The sequence below is a fragment of the Streptomyces sp. NBC_01384 genome, assembly GCF_045040035.1.
Lineage (GTDB): Bacteria > Actinomycetota > Actinomycetes > Streptomycetales > Streptomycetaceae > Streptomyces.
The window spans coordinates 8,782,640-8,801,057 of record NZ_CP109559.1 but is presented as its reverse complement, the minus strand read 5'-3'; the positions used below and the strand labels follow the sequence as shown (position 1 = coordinate 8,801,057).

Annotated in this window: 17 protein-coding genes; 7 read left to right on the top strand and 10 right to left on the bottom strand. The window is 70.7% G+C overall.

The window, feature by feature from the left end; genetic code table 11:
- The first annotated feature begins 65 nt into the window (after window positions 1-65).
- The 6 genes from OG747_RS40455 to OG747_RS40430 all read left to right on the top strand — a co-directional run bounded on the left by OG747_RS40455 (window position 66) and on the right by OG747_RS40430 (window position 6,317).
- Window positions 66-1,199 carry an acyl-CoA dehydrogenase gene (locus OG747_RS40455; protein WP_405884317.1) on the top strand — a complete coding sequence of 378 codons (1,134 nt, stop codon included), beginning with the start codon at window positions 66-68 and terminating at the stop codon, window positions 1,197-1,199.
- 567 nt (window positions 1,200-1,766) lie between these two features.
- The gene (locus OG747_RS40450) at window positions 1,767-2,921 is read left to right on the top strand and encodes an SDR family oxidoreductase (RefSeq protein ID WP_405884316.1); all 1,155 of its coding nucleotides are present in this window, start codon (window positions 1,767-1,769) and stop codon (window positions 2,919-2,921) included.
- Window positions 2,918-4,234, top strand: coding sequence for an aspartate aminotransferase family protein (locus OG747_RS40445; protein WP_405884315.1), 1,317 nt, complete (start codon window positions 2,918-2,920; stop codon window positions 4,232-4,234). The genes OG747_RS40450 and OG747_RS40445 overlap by 4 nt, the downstream gene beginning before the upstream one ends.
- Window positions 4,235-4,266: 32 nt before the next feature.
- On the top strand, window positions 4,267-4,749 hold the full coding sequence (locus OG747_RS40440) for a type II toxin-antitoxin system RatA family toxin (protein ID WP_405884314.1): 483 nt from the start codon (window positions 4,267-4,269) through the stop codon (window positions 4,747-4,749).
- Window positions 4,742-5,317 carry a flavin reductase family protein gene (locus OG747_RS40435; RefSeq protein ID WP_405884313.1) on the top strand — a complete coding sequence of 192 codons (576 nt, stop codon included), beginning with the start codon at window positions 4,742-4,744 and terminating at the stop codon, window positions 5,315-5,317. The genes OG747_RS40440 and OG747_RS40435 overlap by 8 nt, the downstream gene beginning before the upstream one ends.
- Window positions 5,318-5,447: 130 nt before the next feature.
- The gene (locus tag OG747_RS40430; protein ID WP_405884312.1) at window positions 5,448-6,317 is read left to right on the top strand and encodes an esterase/lipase family protein; all 870 of its coding nucleotides are present in this window, start codon (window positions 5,448-5,450) and stop codon (window positions 6,315-6,317) included.
- A 90-nt stretch (window positions 6,318-6,407) separates the two neighbouring features.
- Here the strand turns inward: OG747_RS40430 and OG747_RS40425 are convergent, their stop codons facing one another.
- From OG747_RS40425 to OG747_RS40380, 10 genes are all read right to left on the bottom strand, one after another.
- Window positions 6,408-7,007, bottom strand: coding sequence for a hypothetical protein (locus OG747_RS40425; protein WP_405884311.1), 600 nt, complete (start codon window positions 7,005-7,007; stop codon window positions 6,408-6,410).
- 18 nt (window positions 7,008-7,025) lie between these two features.
- A complete protein-coding gene (locus OG747_RS40420; RefSeq protein WP_405884310.1) occupies window positions 7,026-8,078 on the bottom strand; it encodes a fatty acid desaturase family protein in 1,053 nt (350 codons plus the stop codon).
- Between the two features lie 91 nt (window positions 8,079-8,169).
- On the bottom strand, window positions 8,170-9,126 hold the full coding sequence (locus tag OG747_RS40415) for a VlmB-like protein (RefSeq protein ID WP_405884309.1): 957 nt from the start codon (window positions 9,124-9,126) through the stop codon (window positions 8,170-8,172).
- 52 nt (window positions 9,127-9,178) lie between these two features.
- Window positions 9,179-10,195 (bottom strand): bifunctional lysylphosphatidylglycerol flippase/synthetase MprF, encoded by a 1,017-nt coding sequence (locus tag OG747_RS40410; protein ID WP_405884308.1) that lies wholly within the window; start codon window positions 10,193-10,195, stop codon window positions 9,179-9,181.
- The gene (locus OG747_RS40405; protein ID WP_405884307.1) at window positions 10,192-10,665 is read right to left on the bottom strand and encodes a hypothetical protein; all 474 of its coding nucleotides are present in this window, start codon (window positions 10,663-10,665) and stop codon (window positions 10,192-10,194) included. The genes OG747_RS40410 and OG747_RS40405 overlap by 4 nt, the downstream gene beginning before the upstream one ends.
- The gene (locus OG747_RS40400) at window positions 10,662-11,630 is read right to left on the bottom strand and encodes an SAM-dependent methyltransferase (protein ID WP_405884306.1); all 969 of its coding nucleotides are present in this window, start codon (window positions 11,628-11,630) and stop codon (window positions 10,662-10,664) included. Before OG747_RS40400 ends, OG747_RS40405 begins: the two co-directional genes overlap by 4 nt.
- Window positions 11,631-11,706: 76 nt before the next feature.
- Entirely contained in the window at window positions 11,707-13,296 is a 1,590-nt protein-coding gene (locus OG747_RS40395; protein ID WP_405884305.1) for an ABC1 kinase family protein, read from the bottom strand.
- 143 nt (window positions 13,297-13,439) lie between these two features.
- Window positions 13,440-14,030, bottom strand: a complete 591-nt coding sequence (locus OG747_RS40390; protein ID WP_405884304.1) for a hypothetical protein — start codon at window positions 14,028-14,030, stop codon at window positions 13,440-13,442.
- A 98-nt stretch (window positions 14,031-14,128) separates the two neighbouring features.
- The gene (locus OG747_RS40385; protein ID WP_405884303.1) at window positions 14,129-14,605 is read right to left on the bottom strand and encodes an RNA polymerase sigma factor; all 477 of its coding nucleotides are present in this window, start codon (window positions 14,603-14,605) and stop codon (window positions 14,129-14,131) included.
- 645 nt (window positions 14,606-15,250) lie between these two features.
- On the bottom strand, window positions 15,251-17,647 hold the full coding sequence (locus OG747_RS40380; RefSeq protein ID WP_405884302.1) for a M4 family metallopeptidase: 2,397 nt from the start codon (window positions 17,645-17,647) through the stop codon (window positions 15,251-15,253).
- A 343-nt stretch (window positions 17,648-17,990) separates the two neighbouring features.
- Here OG747_RS40380 and OG747_RS40375 point away from each other — a divergent pair, with 343 nt between their 5' ends.
- The gene (locus tag OG747_RS40375; RefSeq protein WP_405884301.1) at window positions 17,991-18,356 is read left to right on the top strand and encodes a cupin domain-containing protein; all 366 of its coding nucleotides are present in this window, start codon (window positions 17,991-17,993) and stop codon (window positions 18,354-18,356) included.
- The last annotated feature ends 62 nt before the right edge of the window (window positions 18,357-18,418 follow it).

Here is an 18,418-nt window from a genome sequence, read left to right as displayed (position 1 = left end):
CGGTTCGCGCGTAAACAGAAACGACGCTGCCGGCGACACCTGAGGATCAAGGAGCAGGGGACGACATGAGATTCCTGGAGCGGGAGCGCACGGCCCTCGCCAAACTGCTGCCCGGCCTCGACGAGAGTCTGAGGGCCGTACCGCTGATGACACTGGAGGGGCCGGGGAGCCCCGGCATCGGGTTGTTCCGGGAGGCCGGGGGGCCAGGTCTGCTGGCGCCGACCGCCTTCCAGGGCCGAGGTGCCACGGCGCTGGAGGCCCTGCGGGTGCAGCGCGCGCTGGGCAGTCGTTCGCCCTCGCTCGCGGTGGCGACGACCATGCACCACTTCTCGATGGCCACGCTGGTCGGGCTGAGCGACTCCGGGGAGGGACTGGAGTGGATGCTCGTCCAGGGCGTCGCGTCCGAGAACCGGCTGATGGCGTCCGGCTTCGCGGAGGGGCGCAGCGGCACCGGCATCCTGTCGCCCTCCATGTCCGCCACGGTGACGGCCGAAGGCGTACGGATCAGCGGTGTGAAACGGCCGTGCAGCCTGGCCCGTTCCATGGATCTGCTGACCGCCAGCGTGATGGTGCCGTGCGAGGAGGGCGAGGGCCAGGAGCTGGCCGTGGCTCTGGTTCCCGCCGAGAGCGAGGGGCTGACCGTCAGCGGGTTCTGGTCGAGCAGCTTCCTCGCGGGCGCCGAGAGCGACCAGATCACCTTGGACAACGTACTGGTGCCGAAGGAACTCCTGGTGCGTACGGCCTCGCCGGCCGGGGCCCGCCTCGACGAGGTGCAGACCGCCGGTCTGGTCTGGTTCGAGCTGCTGATGACCGGCAGCTACCTCGGTGCCGCGAGCGCACTCGTCGAGCGGGTGCTGCTCAACGACCGGGTGCCGGACGCCGAAAGGGTCCGGCTGCTGGTGGAGATCGAGGGTGCGGCGGCGGCGGTCGAGGGCCTCGCCCGCCGGGTGGACGAGGACGCGCCCGACGAGTCCGCGCTCGCCGACTCGCTGTACGCGCGCTACACCGTGCAGGACGCCCTCGCGCGGATCGTCCCCCGGTCGGTCGAGCTGCTCGGCGGGCTCAACTTCATGACCTCCGACGAGGTCGGGTACCTCGCCGCCTGCGCCAACGGCCTCGCCCTGCACCCGCCGTCGCGGTCGCGGATGACCGGCCCGCTGTCCGCGTACCTCGCCGACGAGCCACTGACCATCGCCTGACCCTGCTCCGCTCGGGCGGGCACCGCCCTGACCTCGGCCGGCCCGAGCGGTTCCCTCCAGACAGGGCTCGCAGCGCGGCGAGCTGCCCCGGCCGGGCCGACATCGGCCTGGGCCGGCCCGGGCAGCGGACGCGGCGCCCCACGCGACGCGTATCCAGCCCATGTCCCACCCGTATCCGGCCCACGCCCCGGCCGTGTCCGGCCCGCATCGCGGCCGTATCCGGCCCGGCCCGTATCCACGCTCCCGCCCTGATCAGGTGTGGTCCGCATCAGCGCGCCCGGCACCGGCACGCACGGTCCGGTCCCGGCCCGTTCCGGTCTTCCGGCCCCTTTTCGCCCGGTCCGAACCACCGCCCGCCCGACAGCCACCCAAGAGCCGCCCCGTTGACCGTCGTCGGGTCCACCATCCGGCCACCCCGCACCCGACACCCGCCCGGGCCTCCCGGGCCTCCCGCCCATCCATCCATCCATCCATCCGACCGCCCGCCCGCCGCCCGCCGCCCGCCGCCCGACACGAGCCACCGCCTGACCAATGCACTGCGCTCACTCGACCGAGGGGAACATCGCCATGCCTCTGCCCCGGCCCCGGCCCAGCGCTCCGACCAGCCCGCCACCCTCCGCGAAACGCCCCACGATTCTGCTCACCGGCGGCGCCGGAGTGCTCGGCAGAGCCCTGATCGAAGAACTGTCGCCGGACTTCGGAATCGTCTGCCTGCGCCACCGCACCCCAGTGAACGACCACCGGGTCCGCGAGGTCCGGGCCGACCTGGTGGAGCCCGGACTCGGCCTGACACGGGCGGACTTCACCCAGCTGACCGCCGAAGTGGACCTGGTCGTGCACTCCGCCGCCGCCACCAACTGGAAGGCGGAGCCGGACCGGATCCGGCGCGCCAACCTCGACGGCACGATCGCGATGCTCGGCCTCGCCGCCCGCGCCGAGGCTCCGTTCTTCCACATGAGCACCGCCTTCGTCGCCAATCCGCTGGCGCCTGAGGAGCAGGAGCGCTTCCCCGGTGCCGCCGCCTACCTCGCCTCCAAGACGGAGGCCGAGCAGGTGGTCCGCGAGGCTCCCGTGCCGGGCGTGATCATGCGCCCGTCGGTGGTGATGGGTGACTCCGTCACCGGCCGGATCGCCGGGATGCAGGGGCTGACCCGGGCGCTCGGCGCCATCGTGAAGGGGCAGGTGCCGGTACTTCCGGGAGCGCCGGACGCACGGATCGACATGGTGCCCCAGGACATCGTCGCGCGCGCCGTGGGCGACCTGCTGCGAGCCGGCGTCACGGGCGGCGAGTACTGGCTGACGGCCGGCGCGCAGGCGTTGCTGCAGCGCGAAGTGGTCGACACCTGCCTGGAGTTCGCCGACCAGTGGGGACCCCGGCCGCATCCGCCCCGGCTCGTCCCGCTGGAGTCGGTGCATCGTCTGCTGCTGCCGCTGATCGAGGGCCCGACCTTCCCGGAGTCGCTGCGCCGCCGCTTCCAGACGTACGCGGAGCTGCTGCTGGTCTTCCAGCGTGCGCTGCCCTTCGAATCGTCCCTGGGGTCGCCGCACTGCGGCTCGGCCCTCTCGAAGGACGACCTGCGCCGGGCGCTGGTCCGCAACCTCGCCGCCTGGTCCGTCGGACGCGGCGGCATGCGCACCCTCCTGCGGACCCAGCCCGCGCAGGACCCGGCGCCGAGGACAGGGCCCTCGCAGAGCACCCACACCCAGGAGCTGGCGTCATGACCGCGGCCCCAGCTCCTGCCACCGCTCCTGCCACCGCCCGTGTCGTCGCACCGGTCGCCGACCCGGCCACGGACCGTGCGCACATCGCCCGCCTCTACCGCGAGCACCTCTCCTCCGGCCGCTCCGTCCTCGGCACGGTGCTCGGCGGCATGCTGGAGACGGCGTCCGACGGCCCCTGGGTGTTCACCGAGGACGGCCGCCGCTATCTCGACTTCGGCGGTTACGGGGTCTTCATCCTCGGGCACCGCCACCCCCATGTGACCGCGGCCGTGCACCGTCAGGTGGACACCCATCCGCTGGCCGGGCGGGTCTTCCTGGAGCCGGTCGCGGCCCTCGCGGCACAAGCGCTGGCCGCACGGACCCCGGCCGGCCTGGACCACGTCCATTTCGTGAACTCCGGGGCTGAGGCGACCGAGGCCGGTCTGAAACTGGCCCGGGCGCACGGCCACACCGCCCTCGTCTCCACCACCGACGGCTACCACGGCAAGACCCTGGGCGCGCTGACCGCCACCGCCAACCCGAAGTACCAGGAGCCCTTCCAGCCGCTGCTGCCGGACAGCACGGCGGTCCCGTACGGCGACACGGCGGCGCTCGCGGCCACGCTCGCCGACCTCGGCCGCCGGGCTTGCGTGATCGTCGAGCCGGTGCAGGGCGAGGGCGGCGTACGCATTCCCCCGCCGGGATATCTGGCGGAGGTGAGCCGGCTGTGCCGGACGTACGGGGCCTTCCTGATCGTCGACGAGATCCAGACGGGTCTGGGGCGGCTGGGCTCGTGGTGGGGCATGGACGCCGAGGGGGCCGAGCCTGCGCAACCCGACGTCCTGCTCGTCGGCAAGGGGCTCAGCGGCGGTGTCGTGCCCGTCGCGGCGATGGTCGCGACCGCGGCGGCCTACGGCCCGTTCTCCCGCGACCCCTATCTGCACACCTCCACCTTCGGGGCCTCCCCGATCGCCTGCGCCGCCGCGCTCGCCGCGGTCGAGGCCCTGGACCGGGAGGACGTCGTCCCCCGGGCCAAGGCCCTCGGCGAGCGGCTGCTCGTAGGCGTCCGGGCCGCCTGCGCCCCGTACACCGGTGGCCTGGTGCAGGAGGTCCGCGGGCGGGGGCTGCTGATCGGCCTGGAGTTCACCGAGGAGCAGGCGGTCGGTGAACTGATCCTCGAACTGGTCGGGCGCGGCGTCCTCGTGAACCACTCCCTCAACGCCACGCGGGTGCTGCGGCTGACACCGCCCGCGATCGTCGGCGAGGAGGAAGTACGGCTGTTTTTCGGCGCCCTGACCGAGGCCCTGCGCATCGTCGCGAAGCACGTCGGCTGATCTGTCCCCGCCCTCTGCGAAAGGTAACCCCCATGCGTCACGTGACCGTACGACTGACCGCCCACGACGTCGACCCCGAGACCGCGTACCAGCGGATCCGTGATTTCCGCCGGTATCCCGAAGTCACCGAGGCCGTCCGCGACGTCGTGGTCCATCCGCCCCATGACGACGGCACAGTGGTCTCGGACTGGACCGTCCGCTTCCGCAACGGTCTGATGCGCTGGTCGGAACAGGACGCGTTCTTCCCGAAGACGCGGACCATCGGCTTCACCCAACTCACCGGCGACTTCGAGCTGTTCGAGGGTACGTGGCGGTGCGCGTCCGGCGAGGACGGTACGCACGTGACCTTCGACGCCGTCTTCGACCTGGGCATCCCGACACTGGCGGAACTCCTCGACCCGGTCGCCGACTCGACCCTGCGCAGCAACATCGAGCGCATCCTGCGCGGGCTGCTCGGCAGGGTCACGCCCATCCCGGCCCAGCTCGCCGACAGCGTGGCCCCCGCGCATGGCTGACCTCGCCCTGGTGCCCCGGCAGCCCCTTCCCGACGGCCCGTCCGCCGCCGGCTGGGACACCCTGCGGGACGAGCCCGGCCCCGACACGGTCCGCTGTCTCGGTCTCTACGCCAAGCTCACGGCCGGGGTCACGGTCGTCACGGCGCTGGACGGCGCGGGTCTGCCGACCGGGATGACGGTCTCCGCGCTGACCTCCCTGTCGGCGCGGCCGCCGCTGGTCCTCGCCTGTCTGCGCGGCAGTTCGCGCACGCTGACCGCGCTGCGAGAGCAAGGTGCCTTCGCCGTAAGTCTTCTGACGGATCATCAGAGACCGGTCGCCGAGCTCTTCGCGGACTCCTCCGTGCCGCCCGCGAGGCGGTTCGAGGGCAGCCCCGTGCGCCAGGTGCTCGGCCTGCCGGTGCTCGTGGACGCGCTCGCGTGGTCGGTGTGTCTGGTCGAGGACGTACGCCCGTACGGCGATCACCACGCCGTCGTCGGACGGGTGATGGCGGTGGAGGTGAACGGCGGACGGCCGCTGCTCTGGCACGACCGCGCGTTCCACACGCTGCCCGGGGCGCCGACCGGCTGAGCCCACCGACCGAACCCGTCAGAAGTCAGGACGTACGCCCGGCCAGGGCTTTCCCCGGCCGGGCCTCCCGCGTACCCCTCCCCCGTCCGTTCACCAGTCCGTCAGCAGAACCCGACCCCAAGGAGGCCCCATGTCCCTGCCCCGCATTCCCGGCGTGAACTCCGAAAGTGCCGCGACCGAACTGCTCCGTACCCCCGAGCGGCTGGCCGGCAACGCCCAGTCCGCCGCGCACCGGCTCGGCGCCGCCCTCGACGGCGACCCCGAGGTGGACGACTGGGGCCTGCCCCCGACGCCGGAGCGCCCGTACCCGGTCGTCCTCGTGCACGGCACGCTGGGCGACCGAGAGTCCGTCTGGCGAAAGGCCGCGCCCGCGCTCAGAGCCGCGGGACACCGCATCTTCCGCCTCAATTACGGGGAGTTGTCCACTCTTCCGCGCCTGTACGGTCTCGGTGACATCCGGAAGTCGACCAAGGAGCTGGCCGACTTCGTCGACCGGGTGCTGGCGGACACCAAGGCGTCGAAGGTGGACCTGGTGGGCCACTCGCAGGGCGGGATGATCCCGCACTACTACCTCAAGTACCTCGGCGGGGCCGGGAAGGTACGGCGCGTCGTCGGAATCGCGCCCAGCAACCACGGGGTCGAGGTGGCGGGGCTGACGAAGCTGGTCCGTCAAGTACCGGGCGTACAGGCCGTCGTGGAGGACAAGGTGCTCTTCCGGATCAGTCCCGCCTTCACCCAGCTGCTGCACGACTCGGAGTTCGTGGGTGAGCTGGTGGCACCGGGCGACACGGTGGACGGGGTCGACTACACCGTGATCTGGTCGACCCGGGACGAGCTGGTCCAGCCTCCCGAGGCCCAGCAGCTGAAGCCGTCCCGGCCGGAGCACCCCGTCACCAACACCTGCCTGCAGATCCTCGCCCCGCAGAACCGGACCACGCACCTGGCCATGCCGTACGACCCGATCGTGGTGCGGGAGACGCTCAAGGCACTGGCCGACTGAGGCTGCTCGTACGACGACGAGGAAGACGAACGAGAGGGGGTGGTGCGGGCCCCGGTCGGCCCGCACCACCCCCTCCTTCGTGTGGTCGGCTCAGAAATCCGTGCAGCGGCCCTTCTCACCGGGCCACAGGCACACCTGGCCGAAGACGTCGAAGCCCGCGACGCCCTTCGGGTCGATCTTGTCGAACCGGGGCCTGGGGATCTGCAGACCGTTGATGCTGTCGCCGGCGAGCGGGCCGCTCGTCACGGTGCGGTCGGGTACAGGGCTGCCGTTCTTGAGGTCGCCCTTGTAGTAGAGGCTGCCGACCTCGCCGGTGTTCCAGGTACCCACATCGTTGCCCTCCACCGAGAAGGTCGGCGGCAGCGCACCGAATCTCCCGGTGCCCTCGATGTCCCAGACGACGTCGGTCAGCTGCGGCGCCGCCCCGCTGGGCGACCGGCAGTCCAGGTACCCGACGTGCCCGGTCACCCGGGCCTCCTTGACCCGCACGCCGAGCGGCGGAGTGAAGTTCAACTCGGCGGAGAGGCGGCACACGAGGTCGGGGACCGGTGCCGCCCGTACCCCGGCCGGTTCGGCCTGGGCCGCGGGGGCGGCCAGGGCCGTCCCCGCGAGGAGGGCGGCGGCCAGCACCGACCTCCTGCCGAGCCGGGCCACACGCGCGGACACCTTCGCTTTCGCTGAGATCGTCATGTGTACGGTTCCTTTCCTTCAGACCGTGGCTGCGGTGCCACGGAGGACTTCGCTCGCGGAGCCGAGATGCTCCGCGAGGTCGCGGTACGACTCCAGGACGCCCGTCTCGACGTACGGGATCTCCCGCTCGACGCAGAACTGCTTGACGAGCGGATACGCGCGGCGCAGGGCCGACCTGGGCATGCCGGGGAAGAGGTGGTGCTCGATCTGGTAGTTGAGGCCGCCGTAGAAGAAGTCGCCGACGTAGCCGGTGGGCAGGGTGCGCGAGGTGAGGACCTGGCGCTCCAGCCAGCTCCACTCCTTGCCCACGCGGGTCGGCAGGCCCTTGTGGTTGACGGCGAAGGCCAGGCCGAGCAGATAGCCGAGCAGGACCTGGTGGACGGCCAGGAAGAGCAGGACGGACGGCCACGGCAGGAGCACGAAGAGCGCGCCGAAGAACAGCACCGCGTGCAGCGCCATCAGACCGCCCTCAAGGAGGGGCTTGCGCAGCGCACGGCGGCGCAGGGCGATGACGCCGGCGATGCGCAGCACCAGGGCTTCCAGGCCCAGCAGCGGGAAGAACAGGTAGCGCTGGTTGGCGGCGAGGAAGCGGGCGAATCCCTTGCGGTCCTGGGCCTGTTCGGGCGCGAAGATGGCCACACGGCGCAGGATGTCGGGGTCGAGCTCCAGGTGGTTGGGGTGGTTGTGGTGCCGGTTGTGGTGCTGCACCCACCAGCCGAAGCAGACCCCGAGCATCAGATTGCCGTGGACCAGGCCGAGGGCCTCGATGAACTTCCGCGACCGGGTGATCTGGCGGTGTCCCGCGTCGTGCACCAGGAAGGCGAGCTGTTCGTGCCAGACGGCGAGCCAGACCGCCGCCAGGACCACCTTCCACCAAGTACCGCCGGAGTACGCCAGCGCCGCCCAGCCGAGGGCGTTCATCAGCCAGACCACCGCGATCCCGGTCACGTACTGGCCCTTGCGGGGCCGCATGAGCCCGGCGGCCTGGACGCGCCGGGTCAGTTCGCGGAAGTCCTCGTCCTGTGCGGCCGGTTCATACGGTGAGGAGTTGACTGCCGGGCTGTCGGTCATCGGTGTGCCACCGAACCCTTCCTTGGTGGACGTTGGCGGATGGTGGGGCGCGTGCGCGGGCTGTTCTCGGGGCTCGCTGGGTTCACGGGGTTCACGGGGTCATGCCCATGTCGGCGAGGCGCGCTTCCTGGGTGACGCGCGCCCATTCCGCGGCGGCGAGCATCCGCTCCTCGGGTGTGGTGTCGACCAGCCGGCGGCCCGGCCACAGCTCGTAGTCGCCGGCGATGTCGCGGTGCTGGTCCAGGCCCTGCTGGTAGAGCTGTTCGCGCCGGAAGGTCATCTGCTGCACCGGGAGCTTCGACCACAACTCGGCGCCGCGCGCGACCAGTTCCCCGATCCGTCCCAGGTCCTCCGGGTGCCGCTGGACATGGCGGCGGACGATCGTGGTGCCCACGGACAGGTGCCGGATCTCGTCGATGCCCGCGGCCCGTTCGATCTCCGCGGCGGGCGGGTCGAAGGGCCGCCACTTGCGCTCGCTCAGCTCGGCGGTGGGCGCGAGAACCCCTTCGACGAGGACGGTGAGGGTGATCACACCGCCGATGTAGTCGCGTTCCCTCTCCATGACGGACAGTCCGAACTCTTCCAGGGGCGCCAGGACGGCGTCCCGGTCGACCCCGGCGAGCGACTCCATGGTGACTTCCAACTCGTCCTGCCGTACGCCCAGTTCGAGCAGGTGGCCGCGGAACGCGTAGGCGTGGCGGGCCTCGTCCATCAACTGGGAGGTGTAGAAGTCCATCCCGGCGAGGTCGGGGGCGTACGCGACGAGGAAGGAGATCGCGCGGGCCGCCTTCTCCTCCGCCATCGAGCGGAAGGCGAGCTCCTGCATGACGGCCTGGCGCAGCGGCCCGTCCGCCATCATGTGGTCAGGCACCGGGACGTCCGAGCGGCCCATCGGGTCGCCGCCGAGGGTGCCTTCGGGCACGGCGCGGAACCAGTAGCCGAGGTCGCAGCCCTCCGGTGTCAGCTCCGCGTGCAGCGCGCCGTCCAGGAGGCTCGGGGCGCGGTGCCGGTCGGCCTCCGCCGGGAACTTCGCGATGGATGTGGTCATTTCGGCCTTTCTGAATCACGGAACGGACCGCTACGGCCCAGGGGGTCAGGGGTCACACGGACTTGGTGAGGCGCATCAGCTGCCAGACGGCGCCGGGGCTCACCCCGCCCTGGAAGGCCAGGTATTCCGGCTCGATGAGCTGCGGGCGCCATTTGAGCTTGAAGGACTCCTGGGCGGCCGCCGGGTAGACGGCCCGCCCCTTGGCCGCCAGCACTTCCACGCAGCGGTGCAGGAAGCTGCTGGTCGGGCCGGGTGCGGCGGTGTCCGGGTGAAGCTGGACGAAGGGGGTGAAGCCGAGGTGCAGCCAGTCGCAGCCCTCGTCCTGGAACTGGCGCAGGGCGGTGGCGAACAGCAGCTCCACCGTGCCGGGCGGGGCGTCGGGCAGCCGCCGCGTGAGGTCGTACAGCCAGCCGGCCCGCTCACCGAAGACCGGCGAGTACGACACGTAACCGACCGTCCGTCCCTCGTGGACGGCGGTGAACAGGCGCCGGTGCGGTGCGCCCGGGCCACCGCGCTCGCCGATCAGGAACTCGAGTTCCTTGACGTGCCGGCCCTTCGCGCGCAGCCAGGCGGCGTCCACCGCGTCGAGGGCCGCGGTGACCGCCTCGCCGTCCCGCTCCTCGGCGGGCACCTCGGCGACCGAAACTCCTTCCCTGCGGGCCCGGTTGACCATGTTGCGGACCTTGACCATGCGCTGGCCGCCCAGGCTGTAGCCGTCCAGCGCGATGCTGAAGGAGGCGCCGAACTGGTTGACGACGAAGCCGTGCCCGGCGTGCAGTTCGGCCTGGGGGCGGGAGAGTTGGACGGCGGCGACCCGGCGCCGCTCGCTCCCGGCCCGCGCGAGCAGCGCGGTCAGCAGCCGTGGCTGGTCCTCGACCGCGCAGACGGGCCCGCCCAGTTGGAACAGGTGCCGTCGTCCGGCCTCCCGGTACGGGACGAAGCCGTCGACACCGTCCGTACGGAAGCGCCGGTTGCCGCTGTTCATCGCGAGGAAGGCGCTGCTGTGGCTGCCGTGGCGGCGCAGCATCTCGTACGCCTCCGTGTCGGCCGGCGCCTGCGGGGCGCTCACCGCACCGCCGCCTCGTGCCAGGGAACGGTGGCGAAGTCCCGCAGCGGGCCCTGCACGGCGGGGTGCGGAACCGGTTCGAACGACACGGTGAACGACTTGGCGAAGTTGCCGAACAGCGCGCGGTCCCCGAACAGATGGATGGGCAGCACCAGCAGCGCCCACTCCCAGCCGTGCACCAGGACCCAGGCGCCGAGAACGGCACCCTGCACACTCAGGCTGTGCATGGTGTTGTAGAGCACGTAGTAGACGCGGGAGACCCGCTGGTCGGGGCTGCGGTGGTAGGCGAGCGCGCCGGGCAGATAGCCGATGACGTCGACATAGGCGAAGAGGACGACGGCGACCCACCAGCGCACCTCGGCCAGATGCACGAGGAAGAATCCGGCGGCCACCAGGAGCCCGAGCAGGTATTCGAGGCGCAGCAGGCGGTAGGTGGTGGGGGTCTGGCAGAGATTGTGGCCGTCCACGGTCACCGCCCGCCGTCCGGGCTCGTCCCGTCGCCCGAGACCGCCCCGTCGTCCGAGATCGTCCCCTCGTCCGGAACCGCCCCGTCGACCGAGACCGGCCCGTCGTCCGGGATCGTCGCGGTGACCAGGATCATGCTGTCCTTCTCGACCCCCGAGAAGGCGGCCAGATGCGGGGCGAACCGCTCGACGGCGTACGGCAGTGTCAGCAGGTCCGCGACCCGCGCCTGCCAGCCGTACCCTCCCCACCAGCGCTCCGCGTCCGCGAGGTGCCAGACCCACGGCGTTCCCGAGCCGGACAGGGCTTCCAGCCAGGGCTTCACGAAGGGCGATTCGGCGGTGTCGGCGTTGAGGCACTCGGCGCCGAGGGTGCTGCCCGGCGCGGAGAGCTCGCTCACCGTGCCGATCAGCCGCTCCACGGCCTCCGGGGCCAGATAGAAGAGCAGCCCCTCGCACAGCCAGGCGGTGGGCCGGGCCGGGTCGAACCCGGCGGCGAGCAGGGCGCCGCGCCAGTCGCCCAGCAGATCGGCGGCGACCGTGGTGCGCCGGGCGGTGTCCGGCGTACGCCCCTCGATGATCCGCTCCTTGAAGGCCTGTACGGCCGGCAGGTCGACCTCGAAGACATGGGTTCCGGCGGGCCAGGCGAGCCGGAACGCCCGGGTGTCGAGCCCCGCTCCCAGCAGCACGACCTGCGCGCGCCCCTCCCGGGTCGTGGCGAGCAGGTGGTCGTCGAAGAAACGGGTACGGACGGCCAGCCAGTCGGGCAGCACCTTCTGCAGAGCGCCGGCTCCCGGCGGGGCCCCGGCCACCCCGGCGGCGTCCAGGAACTCGGCCGCCAGCCGGTCGTCGAAGAGCGCGTCCGCCCGCGCGGATTCCTGGGCTCGCATGCGTACGGTCCACAGGGCCGTCTCCGAGACGCCGTCAAGGGCGCCGGGAGCCGCTTCGCACTGAGCGTCGTACTGCTGCATGGGCATGGACATTCCTTTGCGAATAAGGTTTATGACGGTCCATCAAGTAAGACTGATGTGGTGGATGAGAGAGGGCGGTACGTCAGCGGGTACCGCGGCGGCGGTCGAAGAAGAGGGCCGCGGCGCCGAGGGCCATCAGCCCGCGCGACGGCGACCAGGGCCGCTGCCCGCCCATGGAGGAGGGCGTGTGCGGCTCGTGGAGCTGGAGCGCGAACTGCCGGTTGGCCGCGTCGGAGAGCAGTCCGCGCCACTGTTCGGGGGCGGACGCGGCGGCCGAGAGGAAGTCCATCGTGTTGCGGGCGACCTGGTCCACGGTGAAGTACTCGCGGATCAGGGCCAGGATGATCCCGCGTGCCTCGGCCTTGAAGACCTCCGCGAGGGCGATGTCCGGCGCCAGGCAGCGCACCGAACCCTCCAGGTTCGCGAAGGACTTGCCGAGCAGGGAGATGGCGGGCGCCGAGCCGATGCCCCGGCGGGTCGCCTTCTCCAGGACGGTGGTCAGGGACACCCCGAAGTTGATGTCCTCCAGGGAGGCGGTGGCGACCTTGGGGACCAGCGCCGCCATGTCGGCGGCGAACGCGGGCAGGTTCGACCAGGCGGTGACCCGGCCCATGTCCGCCCACGCCCGGGCGAGGCCGTGGCCGTCGTTCTGCGCGATGGCCATGAGCAGCGGCAGCAGTTGGAGGCTGGTGCGCCGGTCGAGGCGGCCGACCATGCCCCAGTCGATGAGTGTGGCCGGACCGCCGGGCAGCGCGAAGACGTTGCCCGCGTGCGGGTCGGCGTGGAACATCCGGTCGACGAAGTACCCGCGGTACATGAAGCGCAGCAGGTCCTTGCCGATGTCCGTGCGCTCCCGGTCGCTGAACGAGCGGCGGTCGAGGTGACGTACGGAGGTGCCGGGCGCCAGCGACTGGACCAGCACCTTGGGGGTGGCGTGGATGACCCGGGGCACGGCCAGTGACGGATAGCGGCGGATGTTCTCGCGGGCCTCGTCCATGTTGCGGGCCTCGCCGGTGAAGTCCAGCTCGGGTTCCATGGCGTCGAAGATGGAGCCGAGCATCGCCTCGACGTCGATGACCTCGTTGAAGCGGGGGGCGGTGCGGGCGACGATCCGGGACGCCTTGCGCATCAGGGCCATGTCCGCGCGGACGGCGTCCCGGATACCGGGCCGCTGGATCTTCACCACCGCGGGCCGCCCGCCGGGCAGGGTCACCCGGTACACCTGGGCGAGCGAGGCCGCCCCGAGCGGGCGGACCGTCTCGATGTCGTCGAAGCGGCGCTTCCAGTCCGTTCCCAACTCCTCCTGGAGCACGGGTTCGAAGAGCGCGAAGGGCTGGATGTCGACCTGATCGTGGAGGTTCTGCAGTTCGCCGATCATGGAGGCGGGCACCATGTCGGGCCGGGTGGAGAGGATCTGGCCGAGCTTCACATAGAACGGGCCGAGGCTCTCCAGGGCGTGCCGCACCGCCTTCGCGCGGCGTGCCCCGTCCGCGGAGCCGGTCCCGTCCCCGGCGGAGGTCCCGTCCCCGGCGGAGGCCTCGGCTTCCGCCGGGGAGTTCGGGTCCTGCCGGGACCGCCGGCGCTCCCGTGTCGCCTGGCCGACCTCGTCGGCGACGAGGCTTCCCAGCACCTTCACAACCAGCCGGAGCCGACTGCCGAGCATGGCACTCATGTGTCACAACCTCCTGTGCCTGACGAGTTCCGTCGGTCATGCGCGTGATCGCCCACGCACGTGGGTCATGCGGCGCGATCACTCACCCGAGGTGAGGCGGTACGCGCCCGGTGGCGGCCGGTGAGGCCCGGATCAGCGGCCGCTCAGCCGCTCTTCCTCGCCGCCGGCGCGCGCCCGGCACCGGTCATGGCGCCGGCCACTCCCTGGACGCCCTCCAGCACATTCACCAGGGAGGCGACGAGCTCGGAGAGCTGGGCGATCTGCCGGGGCAGTGCGGCCAGGCCCTCCGCCATGTCGGCCGCTCCCGAGACGGCCGAGGTCGCCCCGCCGGCGACCTGTCCGAACGCGCCCAGCGGATTTGCGCCGCCGCCGAGCGCCGCGAGCGGATTGGGGGCCGCACCGGCCAGTGCGGCCAGCGGGTTGGGGGCTCCGCCGACGAGCGCCGCCAGCGGGTTCGCGGCGCCGACGCCGGCCGCGGCGTTGGCGGCGTTGGCGAGCGCGGCCACGGGATTGGCCACACCTCCGAGGGCGGACAGCGCGCTCACCGTCCGCAGCACATCGCCGGGTAGTCCGCTCAGCGCCTGATACGGATTCCCCGGAGTGAGCCAGTCCACGGAATGCCCATCATCGCCTTTCCGGTCGAGAATTTCGTCGAAAGCCTTCTTGGTGCTGTCGGCAATATCGCCGATGAAATCCTTGATGGTGTCCTGGGTATTGTTCTTGCCCACGGTCACTAACCTTTCCCTCTCAGCTGCACTCCCGGAGTTCGGGAGCCGTTTTTGCCCCCCGCGCCCCGATGTGCCGCCGGACGCGGGAAGAAAGCGGAAATCCGTTATGCCGCGGCGCCGTCCAGGGCTTTGGCGCAGACCAGCCGCAGCCGGGCCCGCCCACGGGTGAACGCGCCTTCGGCCGCCTTGACCGAGATCTGGTGCATCCGCGCGAATTCCAGCGTGGAGATCCCATGGGCACGGGCCAGCACCACCTGCCGCTCCCGGCCCCGCAGCAGATGGACCTGACCGAGCAGCCAGCGCCCGAAGTCCTGATCGCACACGCCTTCGTCCGGCAGCTCCGGCCCGCCCACGTCCGCCGCGCGGCGCAACAGCCGCCGTCTCCGCTCCAGTTCGCGGTAGTGGTCGACGCACAGGCGCAGGGCGACCGAGGTCAGAAAGGGACCGATCCGATCCTGGTCGAGATTGCCGTGAGCGGCCGCTCTGAGCATCGCTTCCTGGACGCAGTCCTCCGCGTCCTGAGCATTCGGCAGCCGGCGGCGGACCAGCCTCATCAGTCGCTCCCGGTGACTGGCGATCACATCCCAGGAGAACTCCCGCCGCACCTCTTCCTGGGATTCATGACCTGCTCGATCGATCGCTCGATCGACGATTCCGAACTCATCTAAGTGGTCTAGCAATTCCCTGTGATTCATGGCCCCGAGATTGATTCCTGGGTGCGAATCGGAACATTCGCACGGTCTATCCCCTACCCGTCGCGAAGGTTCTTTTCCGAGTCAACCCGCCAACAAACCAGAGGGAATGCCTACCACTCATCCGCATGGAAAACGGAGGATCATGTTCCGGGACCCCCTCCCCCGTGCTACACAATTCATGCGGGCTCATGCGGCCCCTCACGTCTGCGGAAACGTCACGCCATGAGTGAGGGCACCCCAACAGGACGCCGAAATCACACCCGCACCAGCCACGCGCGGGCCGATCGCGCCAAATTCCTCGACGGCTGCGGCACGGACGGTGCCAGGAATACGGGGTGGGGGCGCGGGTCGCGTACCGGCGTACGCGGGTGGCCACCGCCGGCCGCCGGCGGCCTGGTGACCATCGGTGGCCGCCGGCGGCCCGGTGACCATCGGGGACTGCCTGACCCGGAACACAGTGCTGCGACGTGGGTCACCCAGGAGGGTGGCCCACGTCGCAGTTGATGCCGGGGAGGCGTCAGGCGGTGCCGGTCAGCTGGTCGTCACCGCGGTGTCGTCGACGACGAAGCTGGTCTGGAGCGAGGAGTCCTCGACACCGCTGAACTTCAGGGCGACGGTGGTACCGGCGAACGAGGACAGATCGAAGGTCTTCTGCGTGTACCCCGTGGCCGCGTTGAGGTTGGAGTACGTCGCCAGCGTGGTCGTACCTGCGGTGACCGTCAACGTGTCGTACGCGGTGCTGGTGGTCGTCTCCGCGGTGTCGATGTGCAGATAGAAGGTGAAGCTGGCCTTGCAGCCGGACGGGATCGTCACCGACTGGGAGAGCGTGTCGGTGTGGGTCGAACCGTAGCCGTCCATCCAAGCCATGTACGAACCGGCGTGCGCCGCCTGGCTGCTGGAGTTGGTGATCACGCCGCTGGTCGCGGTCCAGGTGGTGTTGCCGGACTCGAAGCCGGGGTTGCCGAGCAGCTGTGCCGAGGTGCAGGTGCCGCCACCGCCGGAGGAGCTGACGGTCCAGGTGAAGGACGCGGTGCCGGTGGCTCCGGTGCTGTCGGTGACGGTGACCGTGGTGCTGTAGGTCCCGGCGGTGGTCGGGGTCCCGGTGATCGCCCCGGTGGAGCTGTTGATCGACAGGCCGGTGGGCAGCCCGGTCGCGGCGTAGCTCAGCGAGCCGGTGTTGGTGCTGCTGGCCGAGACCTGCAGGCTCACCGCGGTACCGACGGTGGAGGACTGGCTGCCCGGGTTGGTGACGGTCACTCCGCTCGACGGCGGGGTGACATGGCTGCCGACGTTGATGCCCGCGAAGGCGTTCGCGACCCCCGCGTACTGGGTGGAGCTCGCGCCGTACAGGGCGGTGGCCGCGTTCAGGGCGGCGGTGCGGGCTCCGGCGTAGTCGGTGCTGGACGTCATGTACGACGTCAGCGCCTTGTACCAGATCTGCAGGGCCGCGTCCCGGCCGATGCCCGCGACGGCGACCCCGTCGGAGGTCGTGCTGTTGTACGTGACGCCGTTGATGACCTTGGTGCCGCTGCCCTCGGAGAGCAGGTAGAACATGTGGTTCGCCGGGCCCGAGGAGTAGTGGACGTCCAGGTTGCCGACGCCGGAGTACCAACTGTCCGCGGAGCCGCCGTCCTTGCTCGGCTTGTCCATGTAACGCAGCGGCGTGCCGTCGCCGTTGATGTCGATCTTCTCGCCGATGAGGTAGTCACCGGGGTCGGAGGAGTTGTTGGCGTAGAACTCCACGCCGGTGCCGAAGATGTCGGAGGTCGCCTCGTTCAGACCGCCGGACTCACCGCTGTAGTCCAGGCCGGCGGTGTTGGAGGTGACACCGTGGCTCATCTCGTGCCCGGCCACGTCGAGCGAGGTGAGCGCGTGGGTGCTGCCCGAGCCGTCGCCGTAGGTCATGCAGAAGCAGCTGTCGTCCCAGAAGGCGTTGACGTACGCCGAGCTGTAGTGGACGCGCGAGTAGGCGGCGACGCCGTCGTTCTTGATGCCGCTGCGGCCGAACGTGTTCTTGTAGAAGTCCCAGGTCTCCTGGGCGCCGTAGGCGGCGTCCGCGCCGGCGGTCTGGGTGTCCGAGCCGGATCCGGTGCCCCACGTGTCGTCGGAGTCGGTCATCAGCGTGCCCGTGCCCGACGTGCCGTTGTTGAGGCTGTACGTCTTGTGGCCGCCGCGCGTGGTGTCGTACAGCTGGTACGTCGAACCGGACAGCGTGGTGTTCAGCGTGACCGTTCCGCTGTACTGGGTGTTGCCCGTGCCGGTCTTGATGCCCTGGAAACGGTAGAGCTCCTGGCCGGTGGTGGCGTCCGTGATGACGTGCAGCTGGCTCGGGGTGCCGTCGTCCTGGAAGCCGCCGATCACGGTCTCCCAGGCGAGCTTCGGGGTGCCGCTGCCGGCCCAGATCACCTTGCGGGCGCTGTCGGTGGTGGGCTTCTCGGCGGAGAGGGACTTGGCGGCCTTCAGCGCCTTGCTCGCGGCGGCGGACTTGGTGAAGGTCGCGGTGGTGGAGGCGACCTTGATGGTCCGCTTGTTGTTGAAGGTGCTGCTCACCGTACCGGCGGCGAGGGAGGCCGGCGGGGTGTGCACGATCACGTCGCCGCCCAGCACCGGCAGGCCGGCGTAGGTGCGCTCGTAGCGGGTGTGGAGCGTGCCGTCCTGGTCCTTGACGACGTCCTTGACGACCAGCTTCTCCTTGGCCCCGAGGCCCAGGGTGCCGGCGGTCGCCGTGGTCTTCTGTGCCGCGCTCTTCAGCAGGGCCGAGTGCTGGGCCGGGGTGAGCTTGGCCTCCAGGCCTCCGGTGCGCAGCGGACTGGGGTGGGGGGCGGCAGGCTTGGCGGCCGCGGGGACCGTCTGTATGCCGACGGCCAGGAACGCGGCGGTGGCCGCCAGTGCTCCGGCTGCGGCCGCCTGACGGGGGATTCGTCTCACTCGTACTCCTACTGCTGCGGCCGAGCGTCGACGGCCGGTGACAGACCCGGGCAGACGGGATGTGCTGACCGGGACGAGCTGAGCAGTGCGGTGCGGGGCCCCTGGGGAGGCCGGATACGGCCTGTCCGACAGGTGGAGGAAGAAGAATGGCAGCTTGACAGAGACATGTCATTCGCGCCGAGGGCAATCGAGGGTTATCCCTCTGCGGCGTTCACGCGGGGCGCATATGGGAGGTTCACGCGGGGTGCACGTGAGGGGCCGTTCACTCGGATGGCGGCGCCGAGTGGACAGGCAGACGATGGGGTGGAGGGGGGTGTGTACGGCCAGATTGGAGGCAGCCGTCATGATGGAGGTCAAGACGGTCGACAAGCCTGATGAGCGGCGCGATTTCCCTCGCGGCCACCTCGAAGCCGTCCACCTCACCGGCCTCGACTTCGCCGTGGGAACCTTCGAGCCGGGCTGGCGCTGGTCCGAGTCCGTCAAACCGATCGCGGGTACGGAGAGCTGCGAGATCCACCACAATGGCTTCGTCGTACAGGGACGGATGCGCCTGCGCATGGACGACGGCGCCGAGAGCGAGATCGGACCCGGCGATGTCTTCGTCTGCCCGCCCGGACACGACGCCTGGGTCGTCGGCGACGAACAGTTCGTGGTGTACGACTTCGCCGGAGGCATGGCGACGGAGTACGCGAAGGCGAAGCGGGGATAACCCCGTAGTACACGGCGACGCACCGGGCCATACCCCCAGGGGGCGACATCCTTCCCTGGTTG

Coding starts and splice junctions, on each gene's coding strand:
- OG747_RS40445 (WP_405884315.1), top strand. CDS start 2,918: ATGACCGCGGCCCCAGCTCCTGCCACCGCTCCTGCCACCGCCCGTGTC.
- OG747_RS40430 (WP_405884312.1), top strand. CDS start 5,448: ATGTCCCTGCCCCGCATTCCCGGCGTGAACTCCGAAAGTGCCGCGACC.
- OG747_RS40415 (WP_405884309.1), bottom strand. CDS start 9,126: ATGACCACATCCATCGCGAAGTTCCCGGCGGAGGCCGACCGGCACCGC.
- OG747_RS40425 (WP_405884311.1), bottom strand. CDS start 7,007: ATGACGATCTCAGCGAAAGCGAAGGTGTCCGCGCGTGTGGCCCGGCTC.
- OG747_RS40420 (WP_405884310.1), bottom strand. CDS start 8,078: ATGACCGACAGCCCGGCAGTCAACTCCTCACCGTATGAACCGGCCGCA.
- OG747_RS40400 (WP_405884306.1), bottom strand. CDS start 11,630: ATGCCCATGCAGCAGTACGACGCTCAGTGCGAAGCGGCTCCCGGCGCC.
- OG747_RS40435 (WP_405884313.1), top strand. CDS start 4,742: ATGGCTGACCTCGCCCTGGTGCCCCGGCAGCCCCTTCCCGACGGCCCG.
- OG747_RS40375 (WP_405884301.1), top strand. CDS start 17,991: ATGATGGAGGTCAAGACGGTCGACAAGCCTGATGAGCGGCGCGATTTC.
- OG747_RS40440 (WP_405884314.1), top strand. CDS start 4,267: ATGCGTCACGTGACCGTACGACTGACCGCCCACGACGTCGACCCCGAG.
- OG747_RS40450 (WP_405884316.1), top strand. CDS start 1,767: ATGCCTCTGCCCCGGCCCCGGCCCAGCGCTCCGACCAGCCCGCCACCC.
- OG747_RS40455 (WP_405884317.1), top strand. CDS start 66: ATGAGATTCCTGGAGCGGGAGCGCACGGCCCTCGCCAAACTGCTGCCC.
- OG747_RS40395 (WP_405884305.1), bottom strand. CDS start 13,296: ATGAGTGCCATGCTCGGCAGTCGGCTCCGGCTGGTTGTGAAGGTGCTG.